27 protein-coding genes and 1 pseudogene are annotated in these 25,353 nt (G+C 38.1%); 7 read left to right on the plus strand and 21 right to left on the minus strand.

Features of this window, described 5'->3' with window-relative positions; translation table 11 throughout:
* Positions 1-118: 118 nt before the first annotated feature.
* The 4 genes from HMPREF0023_RS15200 to HMPREF0023_RS15215 all read right to left on the minus strand — a co-directional run bounded on the left by HMPREF0023_RS15200 (position 119) and on the right by HMPREF0023_RS15215 (position 2,701).
* Positions 119-817 carry a histidine phosphatase family protein gene (locus HMPREF0023_RS15200; RefSeq protein ID WP_005080590.1) on the minus strand — a complete coding sequence of 233 codons (699 nt, stop codon included), beginning with the start codon at positions 815-817 and terminating at the stop codon, positions 119-121.
* Between the two features lie 168 nt (positions 818-985).
* Complete coding sequence (locus HMPREF0023_RS15205; RefSeq protein WP_005080588.1) at positions 986-1,858, minus strand: MBL fold metallo-hydrolase; 873 nt, start codon at positions 1,856-1,858, stop codon at positions 986-988.
* A 14-nt stretch (positions 1,859-1,872) separates the two neighbouring features.
* On the minus strand, positions 1,873-2,286 hold the full coding sequence (locus HMPREF0023_RS15210) for a DUF6691 family protein (RefSeq protein ID WP_005090445.1): 414 nt from the start codon (positions 2,284-2,286) through the stop codon (positions 1,873-1,875).
* 1 nt (position 2,287) lies between these two features.
* The gene (locus HMPREF0023_RS15215) at positions 2,288-2,701 is read right to left on the minus strand and encodes a YeeE/YedE family protein (protein WP_005080585.1); all 414 of its coding nucleotides are present in this window, start codon (positions 2,699-2,701) and stop codon (positions 2,288-2,290) included.
* A 215-nt stretch (positions 2,702-2,916) separates the two neighbouring features.
* Between HMPREF0023_RS15215 and HMPREF0023_RS15220 the strand changes: the two genes are divergently transcribed.
* Positions 2,917-3,288 carry an MbcA/ParS/Xre antitoxin family protein gene (locus HMPREF0023_RS15220; protein WP_004639219.1) on the plus strand — a complete coding sequence of 124 codons (372 nt, stop codon included), beginning with the start codon at positions 2,917-2,919 and terminating at the stop codon, positions 3,286-3,288.
* Entirely contained in the window at positions 3,285-4,049 is a 765-nt protein-coding gene (locus HMPREF0023_RS15225; protein ID WP_004639220.1) for an RES family NAD+ phosphorylase, read from the plus strand. The genes HMPREF0023_RS15220 and HMPREF0023_RS15225 overlap by 4 nt, the downstream gene beginning before the upstream one ends.
* 58 nt (positions 4,050-4,107) lie before the next feature.
* Here the strand turns inward: HMPREF0023_RS15225 and HMPREF0023_RS15230 are convergent, their stop codons facing one another.
* From HMPREF0023_RS15230 to HMPREF0023_RS15255, 6 genes are all read right to left on the minus strand, one after another.
* The gene (locus HMPREF0023_RS15230) at positions 4,108-4,584 is read right to left on the minus strand and encodes a DUF6438 domain-containing protein (protein ID WP_005090442.1); all 477 of its coding nucleotides are present in this window, start codon (positions 4,582-4,584) and stop codon (positions 4,108-4,110) included.
* A 126-nt stretch (positions 4,585-4,710) separates the two neighbouring features.
* Positions 4,711-5,418 carry a 2-C-methyl-D-erythritol 4-phosphate cytidylyltransferase gene (gene ispD, locus HMPREF0023_RS15235; protein WP_004639222.1) on the minus strand — a complete coding sequence of 236 codons (708 nt, stop codon included), beginning with the start codon at positions 5,416-5,418 and terminating at the stop codon, positions 4,711-4,713.
* A complete protein-coding gene (gene ftsB / locus HMPREF0023_RS15240) occupies positions 5,408-5,773 on the minus strand; it encodes a cell division protein FtsB (RefSeq protein WP_004639223.1) in 366 nt (121 codons plus the stop codon). The genes ispD and ftsB overlap by 11 nt, the downstream gene beginning before the upstream one ends.
* A gap of 129 nt (positions 5,774-5,902) precedes the next feature.
* Positions 5,903-7,192 carry a phosphopyruvate hydratase gene (gene eno / locus HMPREF0023_RS15245; RefSeq protein WP_004639224.1) on the minus strand — a complete coding sequence of 430 codons (1,290 nt, stop codon included), beginning with the start codon at positions 7,190-7,192 and terminating at the stop codon, positions 5,903-5,905.
* Between the two features lie 91 nt (positions 7,193-7,283).
* A complete protein-coding gene (kdsA, locus tag HMPREF0023_RS15250) occupies positions 7,284-8,141 on the minus strand; it encodes a 3-deoxy-8-phosphooctulonate synthase (protein ID WP_004639225.1) in 858 nt (285 codons plus the stop codon).
* A gap of 30 nt (positions 8,142-8,171) precedes the next feature.
* Positions 8,172-9,809 (minus strand): CTP synthase, encoded by a 1,638-nt coding sequence (locus HMPREF0023_RS15255; protein WP_004639226.1) that lies wholly within the window; start codon positions 9,807-9,809, stop codon positions 8,172-8,174.
* 368 nt (positions 9,810-10,177) lie between these two features.
* Here HMPREF0023_RS15255 and HMPREF0023_RS15260 point away from each other — a divergent pair, with 368 nt between their 5' ends.
* Complete coding sequence (locus HMPREF0023_RS15260; RefSeq protein WP_005090440.1) at positions 10,178-10,645, plus strand: hypothetical protein; 468 nt, start codon at positions 10,178-10,180, stop codon at positions 10,643-10,645.
* Between the two features lie 71 nt (positions 10,646-10,716).
* Here the strand turns inward: HMPREF0023_RS15260 and HMPREF0023_RS15265 are convergent, their stop codons facing one another.
* The 4 genes from HMPREF0023_RS15265 to HMPREF0023_RS15280 all read right to left on the minus strand — a co-directional run bounded on the left by HMPREF0023_RS15265 (position 10,717) and on the right by HMPREF0023_RS15280 (position 15,087).
* The gene (locus tag HMPREF0023_RS15265; RefSeq protein ID WP_005090439.1) at positions 10,717-11,805 is read right to left on the minus strand and encodes a YheT family hydrolase; all 1,089 of its coding nucleotides are present in this window, start codon (positions 11,803-11,805) and stop codon (positions 10,717-10,719) included.
* A 21-nt stretch (positions 11,806-11,826) separates the two neighbouring features.
* A complete protein-coding gene (locus tag HMPREF0023_RS15270; RefSeq protein ID WP_005080569.1) occupies positions 11,827-12,543 on the minus strand; it encodes an SGNH/GDSL hydrolase family protein in 717 nt (238 codons plus the stop codon).
* A gap of 30 nt (positions 12,544-12,573) precedes the next feature.
* Entirely contained in the window at positions 12,574-12,990 is a 417-nt protein-coding gene (locus HMPREF0023_RS15275; protein ID WP_005080566.1) for a nuclear transport factor 2 family protein, read from the minus strand.
* A 72-nt stretch (positions 12,991-13,062) separates the two neighbouring features.
* Positions 13,063-15,087 carry an NADPH-dependent 2,4-dienoyl-CoA reductase gene (locus HMPREF0023_RS15280; RefSeq protein WP_017396638.1) on the minus strand — a complete coding sequence of 675 codons (2,025 nt, stop codon included), beginning with the start codon at positions 15,085-15,087 and terminating at the stop codon, positions 13,063-13,065.
* Between the two features lie 123 nt (positions 15,088-15,210).
* Between HMPREF0023_RS15280 and HMPREF0023_RS15285 the strand changes: the two genes are divergently transcribed.
* Together HMPREF0023_RS15285 and HMPREF0023_RS15290 are read left to right on the plus strand one after the other, a co-directional pair.
* Positions 15,211-15,771 carry a PadR family transcriptional regulator gene (locus HMPREF0023_RS15285; protein WP_004639232.1) on the plus strand — a complete coding sequence of 187 codons (561 nt, stop codon included), beginning with the start codon at positions 15,211-15,213 and terminating at the stop codon, positions 15,769-15,771.
* Positions 15,771-16,691, plus strand: coding sequence for an alpha/beta fold hydrolase (locus HMPREF0023_RS15290; RefSeq protein WP_005090437.1), 921 nt, complete (start codon positions 15,771-15,773; stop codon positions 16,689-16,691). The genes HMPREF0023_RS15285 and HMPREF0023_RS15290 overlap by 1 nt, the downstream gene beginning before the upstream one ends.
* Before the next feature lie 58 nt (positions 16,692-16,749).
* On the opposite strand, the gene HMPREF0023_RS15295 is transcribed toward HMPREF0023_RS15290, so the two are convergent.
* From HMPREF0023_RS15295 to HMPREF0023_RS16585, 4 genes and pseudogenes are all read right to left on the minus strand, one after another.
* A complete protein-coding gene (locus tag HMPREF0023_RS15295; protein WP_005080559.1) occupies positions 16,750-17,793 on the minus strand; it encodes a 3-deoxy-7-phosphoheptulonate synthase in 1,044 nt (347 codons plus the stop codon).
* Positions 17,794-18,184: 391 nt separating this feature from the next.
* Complete coding sequence (locus HMPREF0023_RS15300) at positions 18,185-18,547, minus strand: YnfA family protein (RefSeq protein ID WP_005090434.1); 363 nt, start codon at positions 18,545-18,547, stop codon at positions 18,185-18,187.
* Positions 18,547-20,832 (minus strand): ATP-dependent Clp protease ATP-binding subunit ClpA, encoded by a 2,286-nt coding sequence (clpA, locus tag HMPREF0023_RS15305; protein ID WP_004639236.1) that lies wholly within the window; start codon positions 20,830-20,832, stop codon positions 18,547-18,549. The genes HMPREF0023_RS15300 and clpA overlap by 1 nt, the downstream gene beginning before the upstream one ends.
* 99 nt (positions 20,833-20,931) lie before the next feature.
* Positions 20,932-21,036 (minus strand): annotated as a pseudogene (locus HMPREF0023_RS16585) (ATP-dependent Clp protease adapter ClpS); the annotation flags it as partial.
* Positions 21,037-21,210: 174 nt separating this feature from the next.
* On the opposite strand from HMPREF0023_RS16585, the gene HMPREF0023_RS16590 reads away from it, so the two are divergent.
* Positions 21,211-21,399 (plus strand): hypothetical protein, encoded by a 189-nt coding sequence (locus HMPREF0023_RS16590; RefSeq protein WP_125316749.1) that lies wholly within the window; start codon positions 21,211-21,213, stop codon positions 21,397-21,399.
* Positions 21,400-21,455: 56 nt separating this feature from the next.
* Here the strand turns inward: HMPREF0023_RS16590 and clpS are convergent, their stop codons facing one another.
* The 3 genes from clpS to argC form a co-directional block, all read right to left on the minus strand.
* Positions 21,456-21,869 carry an ATP-dependent Clp protease adapter ClpS gene (gene clpS / locus HMPREF0023_RS15310; RefSeq protein WP_005080553.1) on the minus strand — a complete coding sequence of 138 codons (414 nt, stop codon included), beginning with the start codon at positions 21,867-21,869 and terminating at the stop codon, positions 21,456-21,458.
* Between the two features lie 22 nt (positions 21,870-21,891).
* Entirely contained in the window at positions 21,892-22,641 is a 750-nt protein-coding gene (locus HMPREF0023_RS15315) for a DUF6776 family protein (RefSeq protein WP_005080551.1), read from the minus strand.
* 81 nt (positions 22,642-22,722) lie between these two features.
* On the minus strand, positions 22,723-23,772 hold the full coding sequence (gene argC, locus HMPREF0023_RS15320; protein WP_005080549.1) for an N-acetyl-gamma-glutamyl-phosphate reductase: 1,050 nt from the start codon (positions 23,770-23,772) through the stop codon (positions 22,723-22,725).
* A 295-nt stretch (positions 23,773-24,067) separates the two neighbouring features.
* Here argC and HMPREF0023_RS15325 point away from each other — a divergent pair.
* A partial coding sequence (locus tag HMPREF0023_RS15325; RefSeq protein WP_034437672.1) for a hypothetical protein occupies positions 24,068-25,353 on the plus strand: 1,286 nt, incomplete at its 3' end.

Here is a 25,353-nt window from a genome sequence, read left to right on the forward strand (position 1 = left end):
TGTTGAGATATTTTTATACCATAAAAAAAACAAATTCCTAGCCGAAAAACTTCTCATCTGTATATTTTTTGTCATATAAGAAGGACACACAATTTTTTGCCCTTCATATAAAACATCCCTATAACCATGTTAACAAAGCTGGGTTCTTGGATTTGATAAATTGGTGCTCATTTACACTTAATAGTAGAGGTTCACCATTTACGAGTTTTAATGTAGTCACACTTGTATTTGCAATAGACCAACTCAAAGCGAAAGTTCGCTGTACGCTTAACTCAAGTAATTTACCAATAATGACAGAAATAACCCCTCCAGAAGTGAATACAACAGCCTCTTGAGCTGGATTATTTGTGAGTTCTATACACAGATTTTTAAGTGCTGCTTCCACTCGAGTTTTAAATGTTGGCCAAGATTCATCATATTCATGATGAAATGCTTCATTTGTCCATCGAGCAATTGCCTCATCAAAGATCTGTGCTAAGTACGCCCTTGGATCTACTTCTTTAAAAACGTCTTGCTTTAACAATTCTGGTTTTGCAAATCTTGGTTCATATAAAGAAAATACTTGTTGATGATTGAACTCGTTCCACAAACCATCAACTTCATAACTGGCCTGAGGAAAACATTCTTTTAAAGAAATTTGTGTTGTTTGTTGATGACGCTTCATACTGCCCGAAATAATATAGGGTTGTTCAGTAAAAATATTTTTGAAATATTGACCTAAAAGTTGGGCCTGAGCTTCTCCATTCTTTGAAAGCTCATCGTAATTACTTTTACCAAATGAAGCTTGACCATGTCTGACTAAATAGATGGTGGTCATCAAACTACCCTAGTTTCTATACAGATTAAAAGAAATGTATTTTTATCATAGTCATTGAATTAATTTCAAAATTAAATCTTTTTAAATTGGTAAAACCTAAGTAAATTTTATAATTTACTTAGGCTATTTCAAATCAAAAAAATAACTAAATCGACTGAAGCATCGAAATTAATGACTAAAATAATTAAATGGTAATTTTAAGTAACGGACACCATTTGCTTCTGGTGCAGGAAATCGACCAGCATCCATATTGATTTGTATAGAAGGTAATATAAGTTTTGGCATAGACAAAGTTGCATCACGCGCCTGCCTCATTTGGACAAAATCCTGCTTCGCTGTGAGTTTGTTTATATGAATATTTGTCTCTCTCTGCGTATGAATACTTGTTTCACAAATATAGTCATTTCTTCCTTTAGGTTTATAATCATGACACAGAAAAACTCTCGTTTTATCTGGCAATTCATATAGCTTTTGGACCGAATCAAACAAAATATCTGCACTACCTTTCGGAAAATCACAACGAGCCGATCCATAATCTGGCATGAACAATGTATCACCAACAAAGACAGAATCACCAATCACGTAACTCAAACAAGCTGGGGTATGTCCTGGCGTAGGGATATTGTAAGCATCCAATTTGCCAATCATAAAATGTTCATGATCTTTAAAAAGATAATCAAAAGTTTGGTGTGAATTAAATGTCTTTACATCAAGATTGTATATAGAGCTAAAGGTCTCTTGCACAATACTAATTTTTTCACTCATCGCAATCTTGCCACCTAAACGCTCTTTGAGATACTGAGATGCGGTCAAATGATCTGCATGGACATGTGTTTCTAGTATCCACTCTACTCGGAAATGATTTTTTTGAATATACTCAATAATTTCATCAGCATGTGTCGTTTTTGTTGAGGCAGAAGCTGGATCATAATCCAATACACTATCAATCACAGCACACACATTGGTCTCTGCATCACTAACCACATAGCTAAACGTATTTGTGTTTTCATCAAAAAAAGCTTTAACTTGAGGATGTTGCATTTAATCACTCCTATTTATTGTCGTTTAGCCCAAACATAATGCAAATATATGCCCAACAACATTGCTCCGATAAAATACCAAGCTTCTGAATAACCTAAACCTATTAATGTAATTGCTGGCGCTGGACATACTCCTGCAATGCCCCACCCCATACCAAACAACAATGCACCGATAATTAAATTTTTATCAATCTGGGAGTTTGTTGGTAGATTAATTTTTTCACCAAATAATGTTCTAGGATTTCGAATCGCCTTTTGAAATGGAATGATTGCAACCAGAATAGCACCAACCATTACAAACATTAAGCTAATATCCCAGTCACCAAAAATATCCAGAAATCCCAATACTTTTTCAGGATTAGACATTCCAGAAATCATTAAGCCAATAGCAAATAAGCTGCCAAATATAAAAGCAAACAAATTTTTCATATTACAGCCCCATTAAATGACGAATGATATATACGGTTGCTATACCTGCGGACATAAATGTAACTGTTGCAACAATTGACCTTATTGATAATCGACTGATCCCACAAATACCATGACCACTCGTACAACCAGAACCTAAACGTGTACCAAAACCAACCAAAAGCCCTGCTACAATTAACCCCAATGGTGATGATTTGATGATAATTTCAGGCTGAAGAAATAGTTGATAAACAAATGGAGTGATCAATAGTCCCAATAGAAACCATAATGCTGGACTATAAAAAAAAGCTTTAGGGTGCAGTAACTGTGCCAGTAATCCGCTGATTCCAGCAATCCGCCCATTGACATACAAATAGCCAATAACAGAAATTCCAAGTATTCCCCCACCGATCAAAGCCATCAAGATGCTATGCATATTCCACCCCATACAATATATGTTTTTATAATATATTATTACCAATAATAATGTAAGGTGTTTTTCTATATTTCATGTAATTCTTATTTTAGATTACATCAATTTCATTTAAAAATTGATTTGGAAGCATCAAAAAGGAATTACTTCAAGTAGCACGTTGTGCATTTTGCACAATTATATTAAAATAAGTGCATATACAACATGAGGGTTTGATCATGAGTGCATTATTAAAACAACCCGCAGATAAAAAAGTAGTTCTTGCAAAAGCAGTACTCAGTGCCGCTGAGCAACTTGATTTAAAGCAAGTACAACTTGCCGCCATTTTAGGTGTACATCGCACAGCGATTAGTCGATTGAAAAATAATCCTGAATTAGATCCCGCATCTAAACAAGGTGAGTTAGCATTACTTCTTATTCGTTTATCACGCGCATTGTATGCACTAACTGGCGGAGACACGGATTGGATGCGTCATTTTTTGAACACACCAAATCGTGTTACAGGTGGTATTCCTGTTGAACAAATTGAAAGTATAAGTGGACTGGTTTCAGTTCTTCAATTTGTCGATGCGATTAGAGGTAAAGTATGACCGCCATTGAGCAAAATTTATGGCAAAGTTGTGAAGGAAACAAACAAGTCTCACCTTTATCAGGTACTTTATATCGTCTAGTTGAAAGCCAAGAACAAATTGCAACTAGGCAGTTGGTTGATACTTTAGAAGAACAAGCATTGCTCGAGGATATGTTAGAGTTAGTTAAACCACCATATCCTCCAAAGTCAGAGCATTTACATTACCTACTCAAAACACCATTTCGTTATCCACCGTTAAAATGGGGGTCACGTTTCGGTCGTACTTTTGAACCCAGTATTTTTTATGGTGGGTGTAGTGTCAATGTGACATTGGCTGAATCAGCTTATTATCGCTTTGTATTCTGGTACTCAATGGATGGTGCACCAAAGAAAAAAACGATACGCACTGAGCATACTTTATTTTCAGTAGGCTATCACTGCCATAAGGGTATTCGTTTACAATCCCCTCCTTTTGACCAATATCTGGATCTAATTGCTCATCCTACAAATTATAGTTATGCACAACTATTAGGTACAGCAATGCGGAATGAAGGAGTTGAGATCTTTGAGTATCCGTCAGCTCGAGCAAGTGATCATGCTACCTGTGTCGGATTATTCACCGCAGAGCATTTCAGCCAGAATAGCCCTTTAGATCGAGAACAATGGTTCTGTGACATAGGTGCTGAAGAAGTTATATTTAAAGCAGTAGAAGGATCTGATATCGTTCGCTTTGAATTATCGCAGTTTTTACAACAAGGTATTTTTCCAATGCCTGCATAAAAGCACATAATAGAAAAAGGCCCCGAAATATCGGGGCACATATAAAGCTTAGCGTTGATTAACTTACTAAATCTTCAATTCCAATCAATTTAGGTAATTTCTCAATCAGTTTATTTAACTCAGCATTTGCTGGTGAAATGCACCCCATATAGTGACTTAAGTTCGTCACTGTACCATCTGGACTTTTCCAAGAAAAATATGCATTCGGCTGGTCTGTTGCAGTTTCTTCACATCCCGTAGTTTTAACATTCGCACCTGTTTCAGGACGGTAAGTTTTTAACTCTTGTTGTAATTTTTTATAAACAGAAGGATCAACTGTAAGATCTTGAGTTCCTGTTACTTTGGTATATTGCTTACCATCAAAATGGACTGAACCATTAGGAGAAACTTCAACAGAATAAATAGGACAAGTACCGAAACATGGACTAGATGAATAGCGAATAGTTTCTTGTGCTGTTGTCTGTGGCTGTTGAGGAGTAGATGCACAACCAACCAGTGAGAAAGTAAAAAGTCCAGCAATTAATAATTTTTTCATTTATTGACCCATTATCAAGAATGTTGTTCAAATTTAACAAATTGTGAATTAATTGTCATTTATCTGTGTAGATAAATAATAAAATTCACATATTCTACTTAGGCTATTTCCAGTTCAAGAAAGCACCTAAATATTTGAGTTCTCTGCTTGAGATTTTAGAATAAGACGCGCAAGCTCTAAATCATCTTTATAAGTAATCTTAATGTTATCTGATCGACCTTGTACAACATGTACAGGCTGATTGATATATTCTAAAGCACTTGCTTCATCGGTAATAATCACTTGATTTGCCAAAGCTACTTCAATTGCATATTGTAAATCTTTGAGTTTTGCCATTTGTGGTGTTTGTGCTTGCCATAAGAACTCACGATTTACTGTTTTTTCTATTTGATTCTTAGTTTGAACTTGCTTTAAGGTGTCTCGAACAGGAATGGCTAAAATCGAGTTTGTATCAGTTTCAATTGCTGAACGTACAAGCTCTTGTAAACATATAGATGTGACGCATGGTCGCGCAGCATCATGTACAAGCACCCAATCATCTTTATCAGCAATATCGGATAAATATATGAGAGCATTCAATACTGAATGAACACGCTCTGAACCGCCCAAGCAAAAATGCATTTTGTCTTGGCGTTGAAAGGATAATGTCTTGGCAAAAGTATCTTGCTCACCGATAGCTAGAACACAACCTGCTAAATCTAATGTATGAAGCCGGTTTACCGTGTGTTGAAGCACCGTTTGATTTTCGATAAATTGATATTGTTTTAATTCAGTTTTTGAAAAACGACTGCCAGAACCTGCTGCTGGTACAACCGCCCATAGCTTAGTTCTCATTGGTTGCTGTATCTACTTTCGCATTTGGATCGATATATATTGGTTTATATTGGGTACTAATCGTACTCATTTGCACAAATGTTTCGTTAGGTTTGATCAAACCCAAATCTAAACGTGCATGTTCTTCAATCGCTTCACTTCCATTTTTTAAATCAAAAACTTCAGCCGCTAGAATACGATTGCGCTCTTTTAACTCAGTATTAATCTCTGCTTGTTGTTGGATCTGTTGAGTTAATGCTTGATGAGGGACATAGCCTCCCTCACCTAGCCAAAAGCGATACTGTAAACTTGCGATCAAAACAACCGCCAGTAATAAAATCAACTTACTTGAAGTAGATTGAAAAACATCTAACATTGAAAACTCCCTACATCCTTCTTTTTAAAGGAAGATCTGTCACGAATTTTATCGGATTATTAATTCGTGAAGTTTCTCTCTTTTGTAAAGAAAGTTCATCAGGAGAATTCAACATAGATACACGTTACCTTAGTTTAGACCTTTAAATTCAGCCTTACCACGGTAAGCCGCTTTGGTTAATTCTTCAATACGAAGCAATTGGTTATATTTTGCTACACGGTCAGAACGACAAAGTGAACCCGTCTTGATTTGACCAGCTGCAGTACCCACTGCCAAGTCAGCAATTGTTGAATCTTCAGTTTCACCAGAACGGTGAGAAATTACTGTCGAGTAACCATTTGCTTTTGCAAGATAGATTGCATCTAAAGTTTCAGTCAACGTACCGATTTGGTTGTATTTGATCAAAATAGAGTTACCTACTTTCTCATCAATACCACGTTGTAAAATCTTAGGGTTTGTAACGAATAAATCATCACCAACCAATTGGATCTTATCACCAAGGATTGATGTTAAGTAGCTCCAACCTTCCCAGTCAGATTCATCTAAACCATCTTCAATTGAGATAATTGGATACTGGTTTACAAGACCTGCAAGATAATCCGCAAACTGGTTGCTTGTAAATGCACGATTGCCTTCGCCTTCTAAAACGTATTGACCGTTTTTGTAGAATTCTGAAGATGCACAGTCCAATGCAAGCATCATGTCTGAACCAGCTTTGTAACCTGTTTGTTCAATTGCTTGAAGGATTACAGTAATTGCTTCTTCATTAGAACGTAAGTTAGGCGCAAAACCACCTTCATCACCAACTGCTGTATTTAAACCTTGTTTCTTTAAAACTGATTTTAAAGAATGGAATACTTCAGCACCAGCACGTAACGCTTCAGAGAATGAAGTGAAGCCAACAGGCTCAATCATAAACTCTTGAATATCAACAGTGTTATCCGCATGTTCGCCACCGTTGAGGATGTTCATCATCGGTACAGGCATGGTTAAAATTGTTTGACCACGAAGATCCGCGATGTATTGGAAAAGAGGAAGTTTCTTTTCTTCAGCAGCAGCACGTGCAGCGGCCAATGAAACAGCCAAAGTTGCGTTAGCACCTAATTTTTCTTTGTTTTCAGTACCATCAAGCGCGATCATTGTGTTATCAATGTCTTTTTGCTCAAAAACTGACTTACCCAACAAAGCATCACGAATCAATGTGTTAACGTTGTTAACTGCTGTACGTACACCTTTACCTAAGTAACGTGATTTATCACCGTCACGAAGTTCTAAAGCTTCACGAGAACCAGTTGAAGCACCAGATGGTGCACATGCACGACCAACAACCCCAGATTCTAAAATTACGTCTGCTTCGATGGTTGGGTTACCACGAGAGTCCAAAATTTCGCGTGCACGAATATCAACGATTTGGCTCATGAACAATTCCTCTGTTGAATGAATATTAAATTAAACCTTGATTTACATTGAGAACCCCCTTGTTAGAGGAACTCAAAGGGGAAAAACCGGCTTAATGTGTATCTAACTTTTTGAATCCTTTAACCAAAGTATCCAATTCTTTTAATTGCGCCAAGAATGGCTCAAGTTGTGATAAACGCAAAGCACATGGTCCATCACATTTCGCTTTTTCAGGATCAGGATGTGCTTCTAAAAACAAACCAGCTAAACCTGTTGCCATACCTGCACGTGCTAAAGTCGTAATTTGAGCACGGCGACCACCTGCAGAATCAGCTCGACCACCAGGTGTCTGCAATGCATGTGTTACATCGAAGAATACTGGAACATTCATTTCTTTCATGATGTCAAAGCCAAGCATATCTACAACTAAGTTGTTATAACCAAATGCCGAACCACGTTCACAAAGAATGAGTTTGTCATTTCCAGCTTCTAAGCACTTATGCAAAATATGACGCATTTCATGAGGTGCAAGGAACTGTGCTTTCTTGATATTGATAATGGCTTGAGTTTTTGCCATTGCTTCAACAAGATCAGTCTGACGACTTAAAAATGCGGGTAGCTGAATAATATCTGCAACTTCAGCGACAGGTGCTGCCTGATATGGCTCGTGAACATCTGTGATAATCGGAACATTAAATTGTTTTTTAATGTCAGCAAGCCACTCAATGCCTTTTTCTAAACCAGGTCCACGAAAAGAGTTCAAGCTCGAACGATTTGCTTTATCAAAACTCGCTTTGAACACATATGGAATATCTAGGCGTTTGCAAATATCAATATAAGTTTCAGCAATTTCAAATGCTAAATCTTTGGACTCTAGTACGTTCATTCCGCCAAATAATACAAATGGCAAATGATTTGCCATTTGTATATCGCCTAAACGTACAACCTCTTGTGCTTTTAATTGTGACATTTAAACTTTCCCAGTTTATTTAAGCCTACATTACTTACTATTTTGATGCTGTTTTTTCGCAGCATCGATAAAGCTAGCAAATAATGGATGTCCATCACGTGGTGAACTTGTAAATTCTGGATGGAATTGTACAGCAATAAACCAAGGATGTTCAGGAATTTCTACAGTTTCAACTAAATGTTGCGCTGAAGAGTAACCAGAAATCTTCATCCCTGCTTCTTCAATCGCATCAATAAAACGGTTATTCATCTCATAGCGATGGCGATGGCGCTCAGTAATTTCTGCTTTACCATATACTTCACGAGTCTTAGTGCCTTCAACCAATTCAGATTTTTGTGCACCTAGACGCATGGTGCCGCCTAAATCAGATTCAAGACTACGTTGCTGTAATTCGCCACGCTCATCTAACCATTCAGTAATTAAACCGATGAGAGGATACTTAGTTGAACGATTAAACTCTGTTGAACTTGCCTCTGGCATAGCAGCAACATGACGAGCGAACTCGATAACTGCCAACTGCATTCCTAAACAAATACCCAAGAAAGGAATATTGTTCTCACGTGCATATTGAATTGCTTTCATTTTGCCTTCAGTACCACGCTCACCAAAGCCGCCTGGAACCAGAATCGCATCAGCAGCATTTAAAACACTGATGTCTTGCTGCTCAAGATCTTCAGCATTGACATAATCAATCTGAACTTTAACGCGATTTTGAATACCTGCATGTAAAAGCGCTTCGTTTACAGATTTATATGCATCTGGTAACTCAACATACTTACCGACCATTGCAACACGGACTGTGTATTCAGGATTGAGTAATGCTTCTACTACATTGTCCCAATCTTCTAGATTTGCTTCAGGAAGATCATTAAAGCCGAAACGTTCGCAGATCAAATCATCCACGTTTTGCTCATAGAAAGTACGTGGAATTTGGTAAATTGTTTTTGCATCTTTACATACAACAACTGCACGTGCCTCTACATTCGTAAACAATGCAATTTTACGCTTTGTATCAACATCAACATCGTATTCAGTACGACAGATCAAGATATCTGGTTGAATACCGATTGAAAGAAGTTCTTTAACTGAGTGCTGAGTAGGCTTAGTTTTAAGCTCAGCAGCAGATTTAATATATGGCAATAAGGTCAAGTGCATAAGCATGGTACGCTTATGACCAAGCTCAACCATTAACTGACGTACTGATTCCATAAATGGAAGTGATTCGATATCACCTACAGTACCGCCAATTTCTACAATGGCAACATCATAGCCTTCGCCAGCACGCAATACGCGTTCTTTGATGTTGTCTGTGATATGTGGAATAACTTGAACCGTACCACCTAAATAATCACCACGACGCTCTTTATTCAAAACATCCTGATAAACACGACCACTTGTAAAGTTATTCAACTTGGTCATTTTTGCACGACGTAGGAAACGTTCGTAATATCCCAAATCTAAGTCAGTTTCAGCACCATCCTCTGTGACAAAAACTTCACCATGCTGAAATGGGCTCATGGTGCCTGGATCGACATTGATATATGGATCCATTTTTACCATAGTGACTTTCAAGCCACGAGCTTCCAAAAGTGCAGCAACAGAAGCAGCAGAAATACCTTTACCTAGTGATGAAACCACACCACCAGTGACAAAAATAAAATGGGTCATTGAGTTTCTCGTACAATCGAGCCGAAATCGGCCTACAATGTTGGGCAATTTTACTGTACTCTGCCCCTATAAAGCAAAGTCAAACCGCATCAATTCAAAGAACTATAAACAACTGACTATTCTATCAGCATTTTCGATAAAAATTTACGGGATTTGTGGAGATTTAATACATAAATTGCTTTGGTTATTCCTAAATTTGGTTTCTGTCTTCAAAAATTATGCATATACGTGGTTCGAACCCACCAACTAATAAGCTTATCAGTGCAAGCATTTATAAAATATCAACAAACTCAGCTAGTATCAGTGATATTTTCAGATAATTTTGCTGTTATAATCGCAACGTCTTTATTTAATATGTTGTTTTAGCAATGGCAAATAAAAAACTTTTAATTTGTGCAGCAATCGCCACAGGTCTTTTATTGACAGCTTGTGTGAAAAAAGAAGAACCTAAAAATGAAGAGCAACAGTCTGAGCAATCGACTGAAACACAAATCACTGAACAGCAACCTGAGTCAGTAGAAACCAATCAACAGTTTGAAACACTAGAAAGTGTGGACACTGAAGAAGCTCCTGCACCTTCAGTTGAGACGATGCGAGAGGAAACAGAGAATACAACGACCGAAATTCGTCGTGAAACTCGTCCTGCTCAACCTCAAAACAATAGCACACCGACTGAAACCTCACGTACTGAATCATCAGCTAGACCTGCTCAAACTGAACCAAGTGCCCCTAGAACTGAGCAGCCTAAAGCGCCAAAACCTAGCGGTCCTAGCCAGTCTGAAGAAGATGCTGTTGCTGCTGCAATTGCTGCTGCGACCCCAGCTCTTAACAACTAATATGTTGTATAGCGTTAAAACCAAATGTTATGCGCCGCTTTAATTGCGGCGCATATTTTTTGTGCAGCTGATTATGAATAGTTTTTGAAAAAATCAGCCATTAAACGTGAAGCCCAAGATTTAACACTTAGACTTTCATAAAAGCCACAGTGACTTCCCTTCTTCGTCGTAATAACAACAATATTTTCCATTTGTTTAATTGTATCTTTATAAGGTTCCAAATTTTTAATGGAACATACAGGATCATCTTCAGCATTCAAAATCATCAATGGAATTTTGATATTCTGAAATACATAAATCGGATTAATGGCCTTGCAATAACTCTGATAATCCTGATACCCAGCCATTTCAAAATATGCTTTCTCAAACTCTTCTAGACTTGTTGTCGCCAACACTTTCTCTAGTGATGGAACTCGACTCCAAATATTCTTATATGGCTCAATAAAGTGTTTGAATAATTTTTTTGTCATTACCTTACTATAAAAAGGATGGACATTTTTAAATCCTATTTCAGTGTCATAGCCTGGGCACATCGCAAAAGCAGCTTTAAAAGGCGTATTTTCTGCTTGCTCGCCAAGATGACGTACTAACAAGCCAGTACCAGCAGAGGAACCAACCGCATACAAATCTGACTTTGGAAATAGTTTTTGGATATGATCCAACTGCTCTTTAAGATCACTGGTTGAACCAAACAAAGAAATCTGTGGAACTGGCATTGGTAAACCTGCATGACCTCGACGCAGACACAACGCGATTCGCCAACCCGTATATTCGTGTAAATCCTTAACCAATTCACGCATACTCTCAGGTGTACCTGTAATCGTATGCATCATAACAACTGTTGGCGTGTCTTTAGGAAGATTAAAACCATACCATGCAATTGCAGTAATACCACCATCATGCATAGTGAGTTGATCAATTCGATCATATTCAAGCTTGACTGTTTTCTTTCTAATCACGTCAAAATATAAAAGGTGAACATGTGTATTGCTCAACCAAGGTGTTGGGCGATATTTTCGTTTTAATTGAGGTAATTTTTCTAAAACATCTTTAATTTTCCCTTGCGGGTGATAGTACATTTTTGGAAGTTCTGCACCTAATGCAAAATCAAATAATTCCGAACCTAGAACTTTAAGTTTATTTAGAGTGGATATGCCCATAATTTCATTCCTCCCTCTATGTTAGGGGTTAAACGATTGCCGCACTATATCTGCGACTTGTTTCCCCCAAATTGCATAAATTTCACGACTTGGATGAAAACCATCTGCTGCCATTGATATGTTTAATGCCTGAAAAACCTCGATGTCATATGAAATAAATCTAAATTGTTGTTGTGAAGCTAACCATTGTTGTAAGGTGTTATTCATCTGTTCTGCGTATCTTCCAAACAACCATGCTAAAGGTTGAGGTAATGCTGGAAAATGCTGCATCGGTGGTACTCCTGATACAATAACCAATTTTGGCCGAAAACGGTTTTGTATTTGAGTAAATAATTGTTTTTGTTGTTTTATCCATGTACCTAGAGATGTCAATTTAGTGATATCATTAACACCTATTGACGTTACAATTACATCATAATCACGCTCATCTATCTCAACTATTGCTTCACACACTTGTTGGGTTGTAAGCCCCGTTCTAGCATGCAATCTCCATTTCAATGTATAGTCATTTTTGAGCTCAGAAATAATCGCACCTGATAATGCTTCTTCCTGCCTCTCTACGCCAACACCTGCTGCCGCTGAATCACCCAATATAAGTAAAGACAGTGGTTTTCCCTCGCCCACAAGCCCATCTCTATCACCCTGTGGTTCAGGTAATAATGGCGTTCGTTTACGTACGATCATGCCTTGAGTAATCAAAACAGGTAATAAAACAATAGTTGATAAGTTTAGCCACATTTTAATAGTCTCAATATTACTTAGGCTATTTTATTTTGATGAATTTGATTGATACTGAGCAAATCTTGCACCCATCTGTTCAGCCAATACAGCTAAACCACTCATTGGTCGAATCATTACTTCAAAGTCAATGATTTTACCTTGTGCGTTAAACCGAATCATATCAATACCTTTAAGCGATTTCCCACTTACATCGGCACTAAATTCCAACACTACATTTGCACCATCTTCCGTATAAAATTCACGGTGATAAGTAAAGTTTTCAAAAACCTGTATCACATTGGTCAAAATAAAGAAAACCACTTGTTTCCCCTCATAAGGCTTATAAGCAACAGGAGAACGAAACACGACATCTTCAGCCAATAAATCATTTAAATTTGCGAGGTCACCAGTGTTAATCATCTGATGCCATTTTTCTAAAGCTCGCTTGGTTGTATCAATTGTCATTGTTTTTTCCTTATCATTAGACTCATAAAATTAGAGACATTCCTAACAAAAGAGAATGTCTCATTGTTTTATTTATAGCACTGCCGCGAGTTCAGCACCTTGGCGAATTGCACGTTTGGCATCCAACTCACCTGCTTCTTTTGCCCCACCAATCAAATGCACATTTTTACCATCAGCTTTGAGTTGATCGTACATCGCTGTATACGATTCCTGACCAGCACAAATCACGACATTATCGACTTCAAGTACGATTTGATGATCATTCACAGTTATATGCAAACCTTGATCATCCACTTTGTCATAGCTTGCCCCTGCTACCATTTTGACGTCACGATGTTTTAGACCTGTTCTATGAATCCAACCTGTGGTTTTACCCAATCCTGAACCAACAGCAGCTGTTTTACGCTGCAATAGATAAATCTCACGTTCAGATTTCTCTAATTCAGGTTGCTTTAAACCACCAACATTTTCATATGAGGTATCAATTCCCCACTCTGCATAGAATTTTTCTGGATTTAAGCTTCCACTTTCACCTTCATGACTTAAATATTCAGCCGTATCAAATCCAATACCGCCTGCGCCAATGATTGCTACACGCTTACCCACAGGTACACGCTCTTTCAATACTTGCAAATAACTTAAGACTTTTGGATGGTTGATCCCTTCAAACTGTAGTTGACGAGGCGTGACACCCGTAGCCACGACGATCTCATCATAATCAGCTTGACTCAATTCCTCATAGGTCACGGTGTGATTGAGGACTAGTTCGATATTTGGCTGCAACTCGATTTGGCGTTTAAAATAACGCAAGGTTTCATAAAACTCTTCTTTCCCAGGAATGGTTTTGGCAATATTAAATTGTCCACCAATTTGATCACCTGAATCAAAAACCTTTACTTTATGACCACGACTCGCAGCATAAACTGCAAAACTCAATCCAGCTGGTCCAGCACCAATTACTGCGATATTTTTTTCAACATTCGCTTCTTTAAATATAAGCTCTGTTTCATAACATGCGCGTGGATTAACCAGACAAGTAGCCACTGTCATAGAAAAAATATGATCTAAACACGCTTGGTTACACCCAATACAAGTATTAATCTCATCACTACGACCCTGACTCGCTTTAAGAACAAACTCTGCATCTGCCAACATCGGACGTGCCATAGAAATCATATCTGCATGACCAGAAGCCAATACGTATTCTGCCATTTCAGGCGTATTAATCCGATTCGATGTAATTAATGGAATAGAAACAGAACCTTTTAATTTTTCTGTGACCCATGTAAATGCTGCGCGTGGCACTTTAGTTGCGATCGTTGGAATACGAGCTTCATGCCAGCCTATGCCTGTATTAATAATTGTTGCACCAGCTTGTTCTATTGCTTTCGCAAGCTGTATCACTTCTTCTAGACTTGAACCGCCCTCAACTAAATCCAACATTGAAAGACGATAAATGATAATAAAGTTTTCCCCGACCAAATCTCGCGTACGCTTCACAATCTCAATTGGAAAACGAATACGATTTTCGTAGCTACCACCCCATTCATCATCACGATGATTGGTACGTGCTGCAATGAACTCATTGATCAAATAACCTTCTGAGCCCATAATTTCAACACCATCGTACCCAGCATATTGGGCCAGTTTTGCACAATTAGCAAAATCATCAATAGTCTGCTGGACTTCAGCAGAACTTAACGCTTTTGGCTTAACTGGATTGATAGGCGCTTGAATTGCTGATGGTGCAACATTATTTGCTTGATACGAATAACGACCCGTATGAAGAATCTGCATTGCAATCTTACCACCAGCATCATGCACTGCTTGAGTAACCACTTTATGCTTTTCTGCCTCTTCGATACTATCCAATTTAGTGCCATGTGCAAAAACAACACCATCATCATTAGGAGAAACACCTCCAGTAACGATTAAACCAACGTCACCTCTAGCACGCTCTGCATAAAAAGCCGCCATGCGCTCGTAACCTTGCGGTGCTTCTTTTAAACCAATGTGCATAGACCCCATAAGCACACGGTTTTTTAATGTGGTAAAACCTAAATCTAATGGCTCTAATAAATGTGGATAAGCCGACATGTGTTCTCCTCTGGCGAGCAATCTGCTAGCTAATGCAACTTGTTGCATAGATTTATAAACAAGATTTGATTTTTATGCAACATATTGCATAATTCTGATGAGTCATTTTTATATTGGATCAACATGTCACTCGCCCACGTTTTATTGACGAGCCTACTAGAAAAACCAAGTACAGGTTTCGAGCTAGCTCGTCGTTTTGATCGCTCAATGGGCTTCTTTTGGAATGCGACGCATCAGCAAATCTATAGAGAACTCAATGGTATGCTGAAAAAAGGATGGATATCGACAATAGAAGAACAAGCTGCAAATAGCCGAAAAAAAACCTATCAAATCGAACAGTCTGGACGGATACAACTTGCCTCGTGGATAGAAGAGCAAAGTGAACCAGCCCAGCTTCGTGATGACCTTATGGTCAGATTAAGAGCCGAAGCTCAACTCGGTGGTAATAAAATTTTGCCAGAATTGGAACGACATTTAATATTACATAAGGAAAAATTAAGCCTTTATCAAGCAATTCATGATAAAGATTTTAAAAACAATGAACCTACTAATCGTGTTCTGTTTATTCATAAAATGATCCTAGAACTCGGTATCATTAAAGAAAATGAATGGATAAAATGGTTAGAACAAATGATTCCTCAACTGAAAAAGTTTGAAGAACAAAACGAAATTGGAGAAAAATAATGCCGTTTTATACCATGCCTGATCAAGAAAAATTATTTGTTCGACGTGTAGGTGAAGGTGAACCCGTACTCGTCTTATCGGGACTCGGTATGCAAAGTTGGCAGTGGCTTCCTTTTTTATTTGCTAGTCGTAAACAATATGAATTTATTATCCCTGATTGGCGTGGTTTTGGCGGCTCTAAGGATTGTGCAATTCCTCACTTAGATGCCATTTCAAGTCATTGGAATGATATTGATACGCTGATTAAACTATTAAAATTGGATCAATTCATTTTGATGGGCTATTCAATGGGTGCAACAACTGCAATGCACGGAATGAAACATGGCCAATTATCGCAAAAACTTAAAGCCTATCTTCATATTGATCAAACACCTAAAATTTCTGTAGATGAATCTTGGCAATACGGTTTATTTGGAGAAAAACAACCTCAATTTAAAAAGCTTCTCAAGCAAATTCAGACGCTATTATTAGACTATAGACACGCCTTAAAACTCGAAGATTTGCCAAGTGATATTCGATTTAAACTAGTGAGTTTATGGGGGGCATTTATTGAGCTCCAAAGTAACAACAAATACAGCCCAAAGGTGTTTAAGCTCGCACTACACCGTCCTTTTTTACAAAAGTATTTACTACCTATACAGCGTCTAGACTATTTACTTTGGTATGTTGAAAACTATTTAAATCACAACGAAGATTACAGAGATGCGATTAGCCAAATAGACTGCCCAACTACTTTTTTTATAGGTCGCGAATCGACACTCTATCCTGAAACTGGACAAACTTTAATTGCAGAAAGTCTAATGAATGCAAATACTGTATATTTTGAACGTTCAGGACATACACCTTTGATTACAGAACCAAGAAAATTCACTCAAGAGATAAGTCTATTTCTTTCAGCACATTCAAGTCATGCGGCATAATAAATGATAGATAATATTGCTAGCCAATCTCTTTGAATTGGCTAGTAATATTTCAACATCACTTTTTTGATCTCATTTGTTCTGCAACATCTAATAAAGCTTGTTCAGTTTTATCCCAACCTAAACAACCATCAGTCACCGATTGTCCATATGTCATATCGCAAGAAATCTTTTGATTCCCATCAACCAAGTGACTTTCAATCATCACACCACGAACTTTGGACTCAGCACGTTCTGCAATGATTTGCTTTAATACATTCGGTTGTTGTAATGGATCCTTACCACTATTTCCATGACTACAATCAATCACCAATGCTGGTAAATGCTTATGCTTAAAATGCATTGCTTGAATTGATGCTAAGTCATAATTTGTGCCTTGGTTAGAACCGCGTAAAATTAAATGCGGTAATGGATTACCATTGCTATGAAGAATTGCAGGTAATCCCTGTTGTGTCATTCCTAAAAATTGATGACCATTTAAAGCAGATTGAATTGCATCTAAAGCAATCTGAATCGAACCATCCGTACCATTTTTGAAGCCAATGCTATACGGCATATGACTCGCAATTTCACGGTGGATTTGTGATTCGCTAGTACGTGCGCCAATTGCGCCCCAGGCCAATAAATCATCGAAGTAACCTGTAGCCATAGGGCTTAATATTTCGCTTGCAATAGGTAATCCTTTTTCAATGAGCTGTAAATAAAGCTCACGAGATTTTTCTAAACCTAATTGTAAATCTGATGATCCATCTAAATTTGGGTCATATAAGAAACCTTTCCAACCTACTGTTGTGCGAGGCTTCTCAATGTATGCTCGCATCACGAGAAATATCTGATCTTTCACTTGTTCTTGTAGTTGTTGTAAGCGATCAGCGTACTCTAATACAGCAATAGGATCATGAATCGAACAAGGCCCTGTAATTACCATTAAACGAGGATCATGACCTGATAAAATATTTTGAATCGTTTGACGATGTTTTGAAATCTGCTGCGCCAAAGTAGCGGACAAGGGATACTGCGCTTTGAGCTGTGTAGGTAAGCTGAGCATTGATTCTTTTGTATGCGTTTGTGGTTGTGTCAAAGCAGTATTTAAAGCATTCATTTTCATTTCCTTTGGACTGCTAAACAGTCCGAATATTTATTTGAGCAAGTGTGATCTAAGCGACGTTGATTTCTTCGCAAAGTAAAACCAAGAAGTCTTGCTAAAATATGAAACGTTAAATGTATACATGATGATTCTCCTAAGGTAATGATTGTTAAAGCATAAAAAAACCTGATCGGTGTTGCCGATCAGGTATTAACTGGTTGGGCAACCCTTTTTGCTGCCCGAAACGCATCAGGCAACTATCAATAGTGCCAAAAGTAAAAGTATGCGTTTGTGTTCAAAGTATGCTTTAACATATTTATTTCAAATATCAAAAAATATCTCTTAAATCTAAATTACGCACTATTTCACCATTTGACAAGTGTTTTTAGCAAATATTTTGTAGTTTCTAGCGTACAAGACCATCTGGTTGCAAGATAATAAGTGATGCTCCACATAAAACCACAACTACCCCCAAGAGATCCCAACGGGTCAGCATGACTTGATCGACATAGCGCAACCACATTAACGCTGTAAATATATAAATACCGCCATAGGCTGCATAAATACGACCAGATGCTACTGGATGCAGTGTCAGTAGCCAGACAAAAAGAGCTAGACTCAATGCTGTAGGTACCCACAACCAATGAGATTTGCCCTGATTCAAAATTAAATAAGGGAAATAGCAACCTAAAATTTCAGCAATTGCTGAAATGAAAAATAACCCAAATACCTTAAGTACTTGGGTTATTGAGTAAGAGACTTCAAACATTAAGCAGGTTCAGCACTCGGGTTGATATGATCTTCAAATACTTCCAACTTCAAGCCAACCTCTTTGCCATCTTCCATTTTCACAGAAACCGCAACGTTGCCACCATGCTCGGCTAGCTCACCAAACAGAATCATTTCAGCAAGCGGTTTTTTCAAGTGTTCCTGAATCAAACGTTGCATAGGACGAGCACCCATGAGACGGTCATAACCATTGGTTGACAACCAGTCACGTGCACTTTGATCTACCTCTAATACGACCTGTTTTTCATCTAACTGGGCTTGCAACTCAGTTAAGAATTTATCTACAACTGATTCGATAACAGTGGTTGGAAGAGATTTGAACTGAATCACACCATCCAAACGATTACGGAATTCAGGCGAGAATGCACGTTTCATTGCATCCTGATTGTCAGCACTATGATCTTGCTCAGTAAAGCCAATACTTGCACGAGAAATACTTTCTGCACCGATATTGGTTGTAAGCACAATAATTACATTTCTAAAATCAGATTTACGGCCATTATTGTCCGTCAATGCACCATGATCCATCACTTGTAATAACAAGTTGAAGACATCAGGATGTGCTTTTTCAATCTCATCAAGTAACAATACACAATGTGGATTCTTATGGATCGCGTCAGTGAGCAAGCCACCTTGATCATAACCAACATAACCTGGAGGCGCACCAATCAAACGAGAAACTGCATGACGCTCCATGTATTCAGACATATCAAAACGCACAAACTCGACACCTAACAATTTAGCCAACTGTTTGGTCACTTCAGTCTTACCGACACCTGTAGGACCTGCAAACACAAAACTGCCTACAGGTTTGTCTGGCGCTTTTAAACCTGCACGGGATAGCTTAATCGCTGATGCTAGTGCTGTAATTGCTTCATCTTGACCAAATACAACACGCTTTAAATCACGCTCTAAGTTTTCAAGTACAGTCTTATCATCTTTAGATACAGTTTTCGGTGGAATACGTGCAATTTTTGACACAATATCTTCAATGTTTTCAACAGAAATCATTGAACCATCCACTTCTGCTTTTAAGCGACGTTGAGCGCCCGCTTCGTCAATCACATCAATTGCCTTATCTGGCAAAAAGCGATCATTAATGAATTTAGCAGAAAGCTCTACCGCTGCAACAAGCGCTTTATCTTCATACTCAACATGATGGAAGTCTTCAAATTTTCCTTTTAAACCGCGCAAAATTTCAATCGTTTCATTAATGCTTGGTTCATTTACATCAACCTTTTGAAAACGACGTGATAAAGCATGATCTTTTTCGAATACCTGACGATACTCTTGGAATGTGGTTGATCCAATACAACGTAAACTACCATTCGCCAAAGCTGGTTTAATTAAATTCGATGCATCCATGGTACTGCCCATACTAGAGCCTGCACCAATAATCATATGAATTTCATCAATGAACAAAATGGCATTTGGATTTTTTTTCAAGGCATTCAACAGTTGTTTTAAACGCTTTTCAAAATCACCACGATATTTAGTACCAGCAACTAACGCACCAATATCCAAACTATACACTTCAGCATTTGCAAGTGGTTTCGGCGCCTTACCATTGACAATTAACCAAGCTAGACCTTCGGCTATCGATGTTTTACCAACACCAGGATCACCGACTAAAAGCGGATTATTCTTACGGCGGCGACATAGGATTTGTGCCGCACGCTCAATCTCTTTCTCGCGTCCAATTAAAGGATCTGTTTTACCTTTTTGAGCTTCGACATTTAAGTTAAGCGTATATTGCTCCAATGGCCCAGCACTCGCTGAAGCACCATTTTCACCTTCAATGTCTTCTACTTCTTCTTCAACCTGAATCTCATCTTTACGTGTACCATGAGACAAGTATTGAGTTAGCGTCAAACGGTTAATTTGATGACGTTTAAGCAAATAAACAGCAAAAGAATCTCTTTCTGAATACATTGCTACGAGAACATCTGCACCTTCAACTGTTCGATCTCCACCACTCGATTGAACATGGAAGATCGCACGTTGTAAAATTCGATCAAAACTCTCTGTTGGATGAGGTGCTTGTTCACTATTGTCACCAAGCTTAGGGGTATGTTGCTCTACATATTCCTCTAGTTCTTTACGTAGCGTAACGATATCAGCACCACATGCTTTTAGAGCATTCACGGCTGAATCGTTATCAAGTAATGCAAGCAACAAATGTTCTACTGTCAGAAACTCATGTCTCTTTTGACGAGCCATGCTAACAGCCAAACGTAGCGATACTTCTAATTGACGACTGAGCATGTAACCCCCTTATATTTTGGGCCTATCAAAAAAAGACGAATCTTAAACTGAAAAGCCGATTATGGACTGATCCACTTGAGTATCAATAACCGTTATCTAATACACGTTTATGAATCTCTTCGCTTCATAATCTACTGTTAGCATTAGTTGAGCATATTGGTCAAGATTCAAAACAAAGTATTGTTGTAAAATTTCAATTACAAAGAGAATGTAAACCATCTAATTGTTCAAAAATAAGACAAATCGATCAAAATATAGATTCTATCAAATTGTCTTTTTAACTCGTCACTTGGACATTCCGCCATCCTTATCAGTTAGCAAGCTCCACAAAAGCTGTGCTTCTTTTAAGTCTATCACTCATAACTTATGAGCCATATCATGGCGCAAGGTCCTGCGCATGAGGCAAAGGCGTTGTTCTTAACCCTTTCACTCACAACACAGTTGCTCGCCTTGCGCATGAGGAATATATTCCGCAAGAGCGTTGCTTTTCTCAACCCTTTCACTCGCAACACAGTTACTCACCTTGCGCATGAGGAATATATTCCGCAAGAGCGTTGCTTTTCTTAACCCTTTCACTCGCAACACAGTTGCTCGCCTTGCGCAGCTAAAAAGCGTTGCTTTTCTTAACGCTGCTCAGGTTCGATTTGGCACAGTAATGGATGACCTTGTGATCGTGCATAATTATTCACCTGATTTGCCTTGGTTTCGGCAATATCACGAGGATAGATCCCTGCCGTACCCTTACCTTCATAGTGAACCGTCAGCATCACCTGACTTGCCTGATCAAAGTCCATGCCGAAATAACTTTGCAGTACTTCTATCACAAAGTCCATTGGTGTGTAGTCATCATTCATTAGAACAACCGCATATAACGGCGGTCGTTTTAATTCTGGTGGTGCAGTTTGTACAACCACCTCACCCTCATGCTCCTCGTGCGAATCACTTAAACGAGGATTTAAGTGCCAATCAACATAACCCGATTGTTGAAACGAGTTTTTTACTTCACTTAAATTCATTTGACGTTTATATCTTCGCATATTGAACACTTAATCTTTAAATTTACTGAGCATTTGCTTCAGCTTGAGGAATTTCTGATACAAAAGCAGAATTTAATTCTACAGGTTGACCACGTTGCCAGCTAAACCGTTTAATCACTGGTGTTCCAGATCCACTTAAACGAACTTCAATAAATTGAGGTGTAAATCCTTTTGGCATCGTCCAGCGTCCAGTCAAACGTTCAAAGTCTTCAAAGTTAAAACTTTTATCTTCTAAAGGTACATCTAGAATTTCAGTATTTCGGATCAAACGTAATTCAACAGTACCACTAGCACGGCGTTTATTCGGACTCACTTGCACCAAATCAATTTGATATTCAAAAGCATTTTCAGGTAACGATTTAATAGCAAGATTCTGTATTGTTAAGCTGACACCACCTCGTTGTTTCAAGATTTCACGATAAATCGCATTCATCCCTTGAAACTGGGTTTTCTCCGCATTGGCTTGATTGATCGCTTTAAACAAGTCATCAGCATTACTTACAGCCATATCTCGCTCTTGAATAGCTGTATTCAAACTTCTATTCATCGAGTCCAAGGCCGTCTTTTGCTTTTGGACAACTTCAACGAGCTGCTCAGCATCTGCATCATAACCAACAACGGTTAATCCTTGACGATGGCCAACAGTATAGCCAACCATGAAACTACCACCAATTAAAATTGCAGCAGCAATTAACAAAGGTAAATTTGATTTTAAGAATTTGTTTTTCTCAACGGAACTGTCTGGTGAATTCGTCGGTTCAACGTTTTCCATCTTCATCTCTATCGTTATGATCTACATCAAAGCACACATTTAAATCCAAATTTAAATGTGTGTGAAGTAAAAAAGCGTTTTTTATGGTAATAAACCAATGCCTTCTAAACCAGTTGCTTCATCAAAGCCAAACATTAAGTTCATATTTTGAACAGCTTGACCAGCAGCACCTTTCACTAGATTATCTTGTGCAACCAAGATAATGAGTTTACTTGGTTGAGGACGGTATAATGCAATTCTAAGCTCATTTGCGCCACGGACGCTACGAGTCTCTGGAGAACTATTTGCTGGCATAACATCAACAAATCTTTCATCCTTATAAAAATCCTCATACAACGCTTGTAGATCTTTTTGCTGACCTTGCTCAGTTAAATCAACATAAATCGTACTTAACATACCACGAATCATAGGTACTAAATGAGGCACAAACACCAGTTGATCAAACTGACTTTTTTGTCCCGATATATTTTCCAACGCCTCAACAATTTCTGGATGATGACGATGTCCTGCAACACCATAAGCTTTGAAATTATCAGCATTTTCAGTATAAATCATACCAAGACTAGCTTTACGTCCTGCACCTGACACACCTGATTTAGCATCGACAATAATACTTTGTGTGTTAATCAAACCCGACTGATCTTTTATCAGTGGTGCGAGTCCAAGTTGTACAGTTGTTGGATAACACCCAGGATTACCAATCACTTCAGCTTGTTTAATTTTCTCACGATTGAGTTCAGTTAAACCATACGCTGAAGACTGAAGAACCTCTGGGCAAGTATGTTGCATACCATACCATTTCTCGAACTGCTCAAGATTTTGCAAACGAAAATCAGCCGCGAGATCAATTACTTTAGTACCTGCTGCAATTAGCTCTTCAGCATGTTGCATAGCGACACCATGCGGTGTAGCAAAGAAAATCACATCACATTTTTTTAACTGATCTAAATCAAGATCTGAAAACTCTAAATCAGTATGTCCACGTAAACTTGGGAACATATCTGCAACACGCTTTCCGGCTTCTGTACGTGAAGTAAGAATACTGACTTGAACTTGTGAATGTCTTAATAATAGACGTAATAGCTCAACCCCTGTGTATCCAGTCCCACCAACAATACCAACAGAAATCACGTGTCACACCTTTAGCTTTAATTGAGGTAAGCAAATAGTATGGCAGTTTGCCTTGTTTTACACAATCTACAAGCCACTAACTTATAAGAAATTAATGATCAATGATAGAATTAACAGCAATCTATTCGCATATCACCCCAAAATCATATATAAGAATTAAAAGCTTTTTTATTTTATTCGAATAGATTTTACCATTGGTCAAGAAATACTATTGAATCAAGGACAGATTCGCATAGAATAAAACCGCGTAGAAATAATAATTTTCATGGATGCAAATTTTTTTTGGAGAGCTGGAATGCCTTCTTTGATGTTAGAACAAAGATTACATCATCATATTTGTTTAGGCTTGAGTGTCATTTTACTCGGCACCACTTTAGTTGGTTGTGGTAGCGGTGAAAGTAAAGCGAATAAAGAATCTCAACCAGAAGAGGTTATTGTTCCTAAGCCAAAAGATTTCAACATTAAAGTGCCGATTGAGATGCGTAATGTCGTGCTAAAGGTGTTTGATAATTCTGATAACAAATTAGTGCTTGAGCAAAATGTCATTACCACTACAAATTTAAAAGTGACTCTACCTTATATTTTAGACAGAAACCGCTTATATCGTGTTGAGATCTCTACAACTCCTAGTTCTATTGTATATAACTTCCTCACGAGTAAATACGAAAGCATGAACTTTACTTGGCGAGCTTTGGTAAAGGTTGATGTAAGCAATCTAACTCAAGCAATTTTTATCAATCCAAGTTCTGAAGCGATATATCAAAGAGCATTGGTACGTTCAGGACAATTACCTACTGATGAAAACCAATATCCTATGCTCATCACAGCAAATCAACTTGATCTTGCGACAGGTGATGTAGATGCCGCACTATTAAGTGCCTTTAAAAATCTTGATATCCCAAATGTAGAAGCAACTACTCTTTTTCACGTATTTTCACCTCAAGATGCTCATTTAAAAACTGCTTTATACGCAAACACCTATCTGAGTTTTGGTTATTTACGTCAGTGGGCCAACACATACCCGGACAATAGCTTTGTCGAATTTGCTCATAATCTGGCTATTGATTTAAGAGATGGTTACCTGGATGGAAAAACGCTTCGTGGTGATCCAGCACCTTTAACTTCACTGGTCGCAACCACACCTGACAACATTGATCCCGCCAAAAACACAATTATTGGTATTGGAACCACTCAAAAAAATGCGCGTGAGCAATATGCAGCTTCATTAAAGCAGGCAGTTCTTGAGCTTGCTGACTCTTTTAACCAAAGCAGCACTAATCCCAAAAACTACAGCAACTTACAACAACGCACTTATGCTGGTGTCATGCCAATTGCTGATCCATCCACACCCTCAAGTGTTCGCTTGAATGGTGCTGGTGATTATCGTCGTGCTGTCGGTTTTGCAGATACCAGTGCAACATGTAATGGCTCAATCTACCCTTGTAAACAAGGTTTAATCGGCATCAATCTGATTAATCACTCTTTACCAACGATTGAATATCTCATTGGTCATTACCAAGACAGTACCCAAAATTGTCAGCTTAATGTTCGAGCCGATGGCTGGATTGAACTTATAAAAGA

The sequence above is a fragment of the Acinetobacter sp. ATCC 27244 genome, from assembly GCF_000156555.1.
In the GTDB taxonomy this organism is placed as follows: domain Bacteria; phylum Pseudomonadota; class Gammaproteobacteria; order Pseudomonadales; family Moraxellaceae; genus Acinetobacter; species Acinetobacter haemolyticus.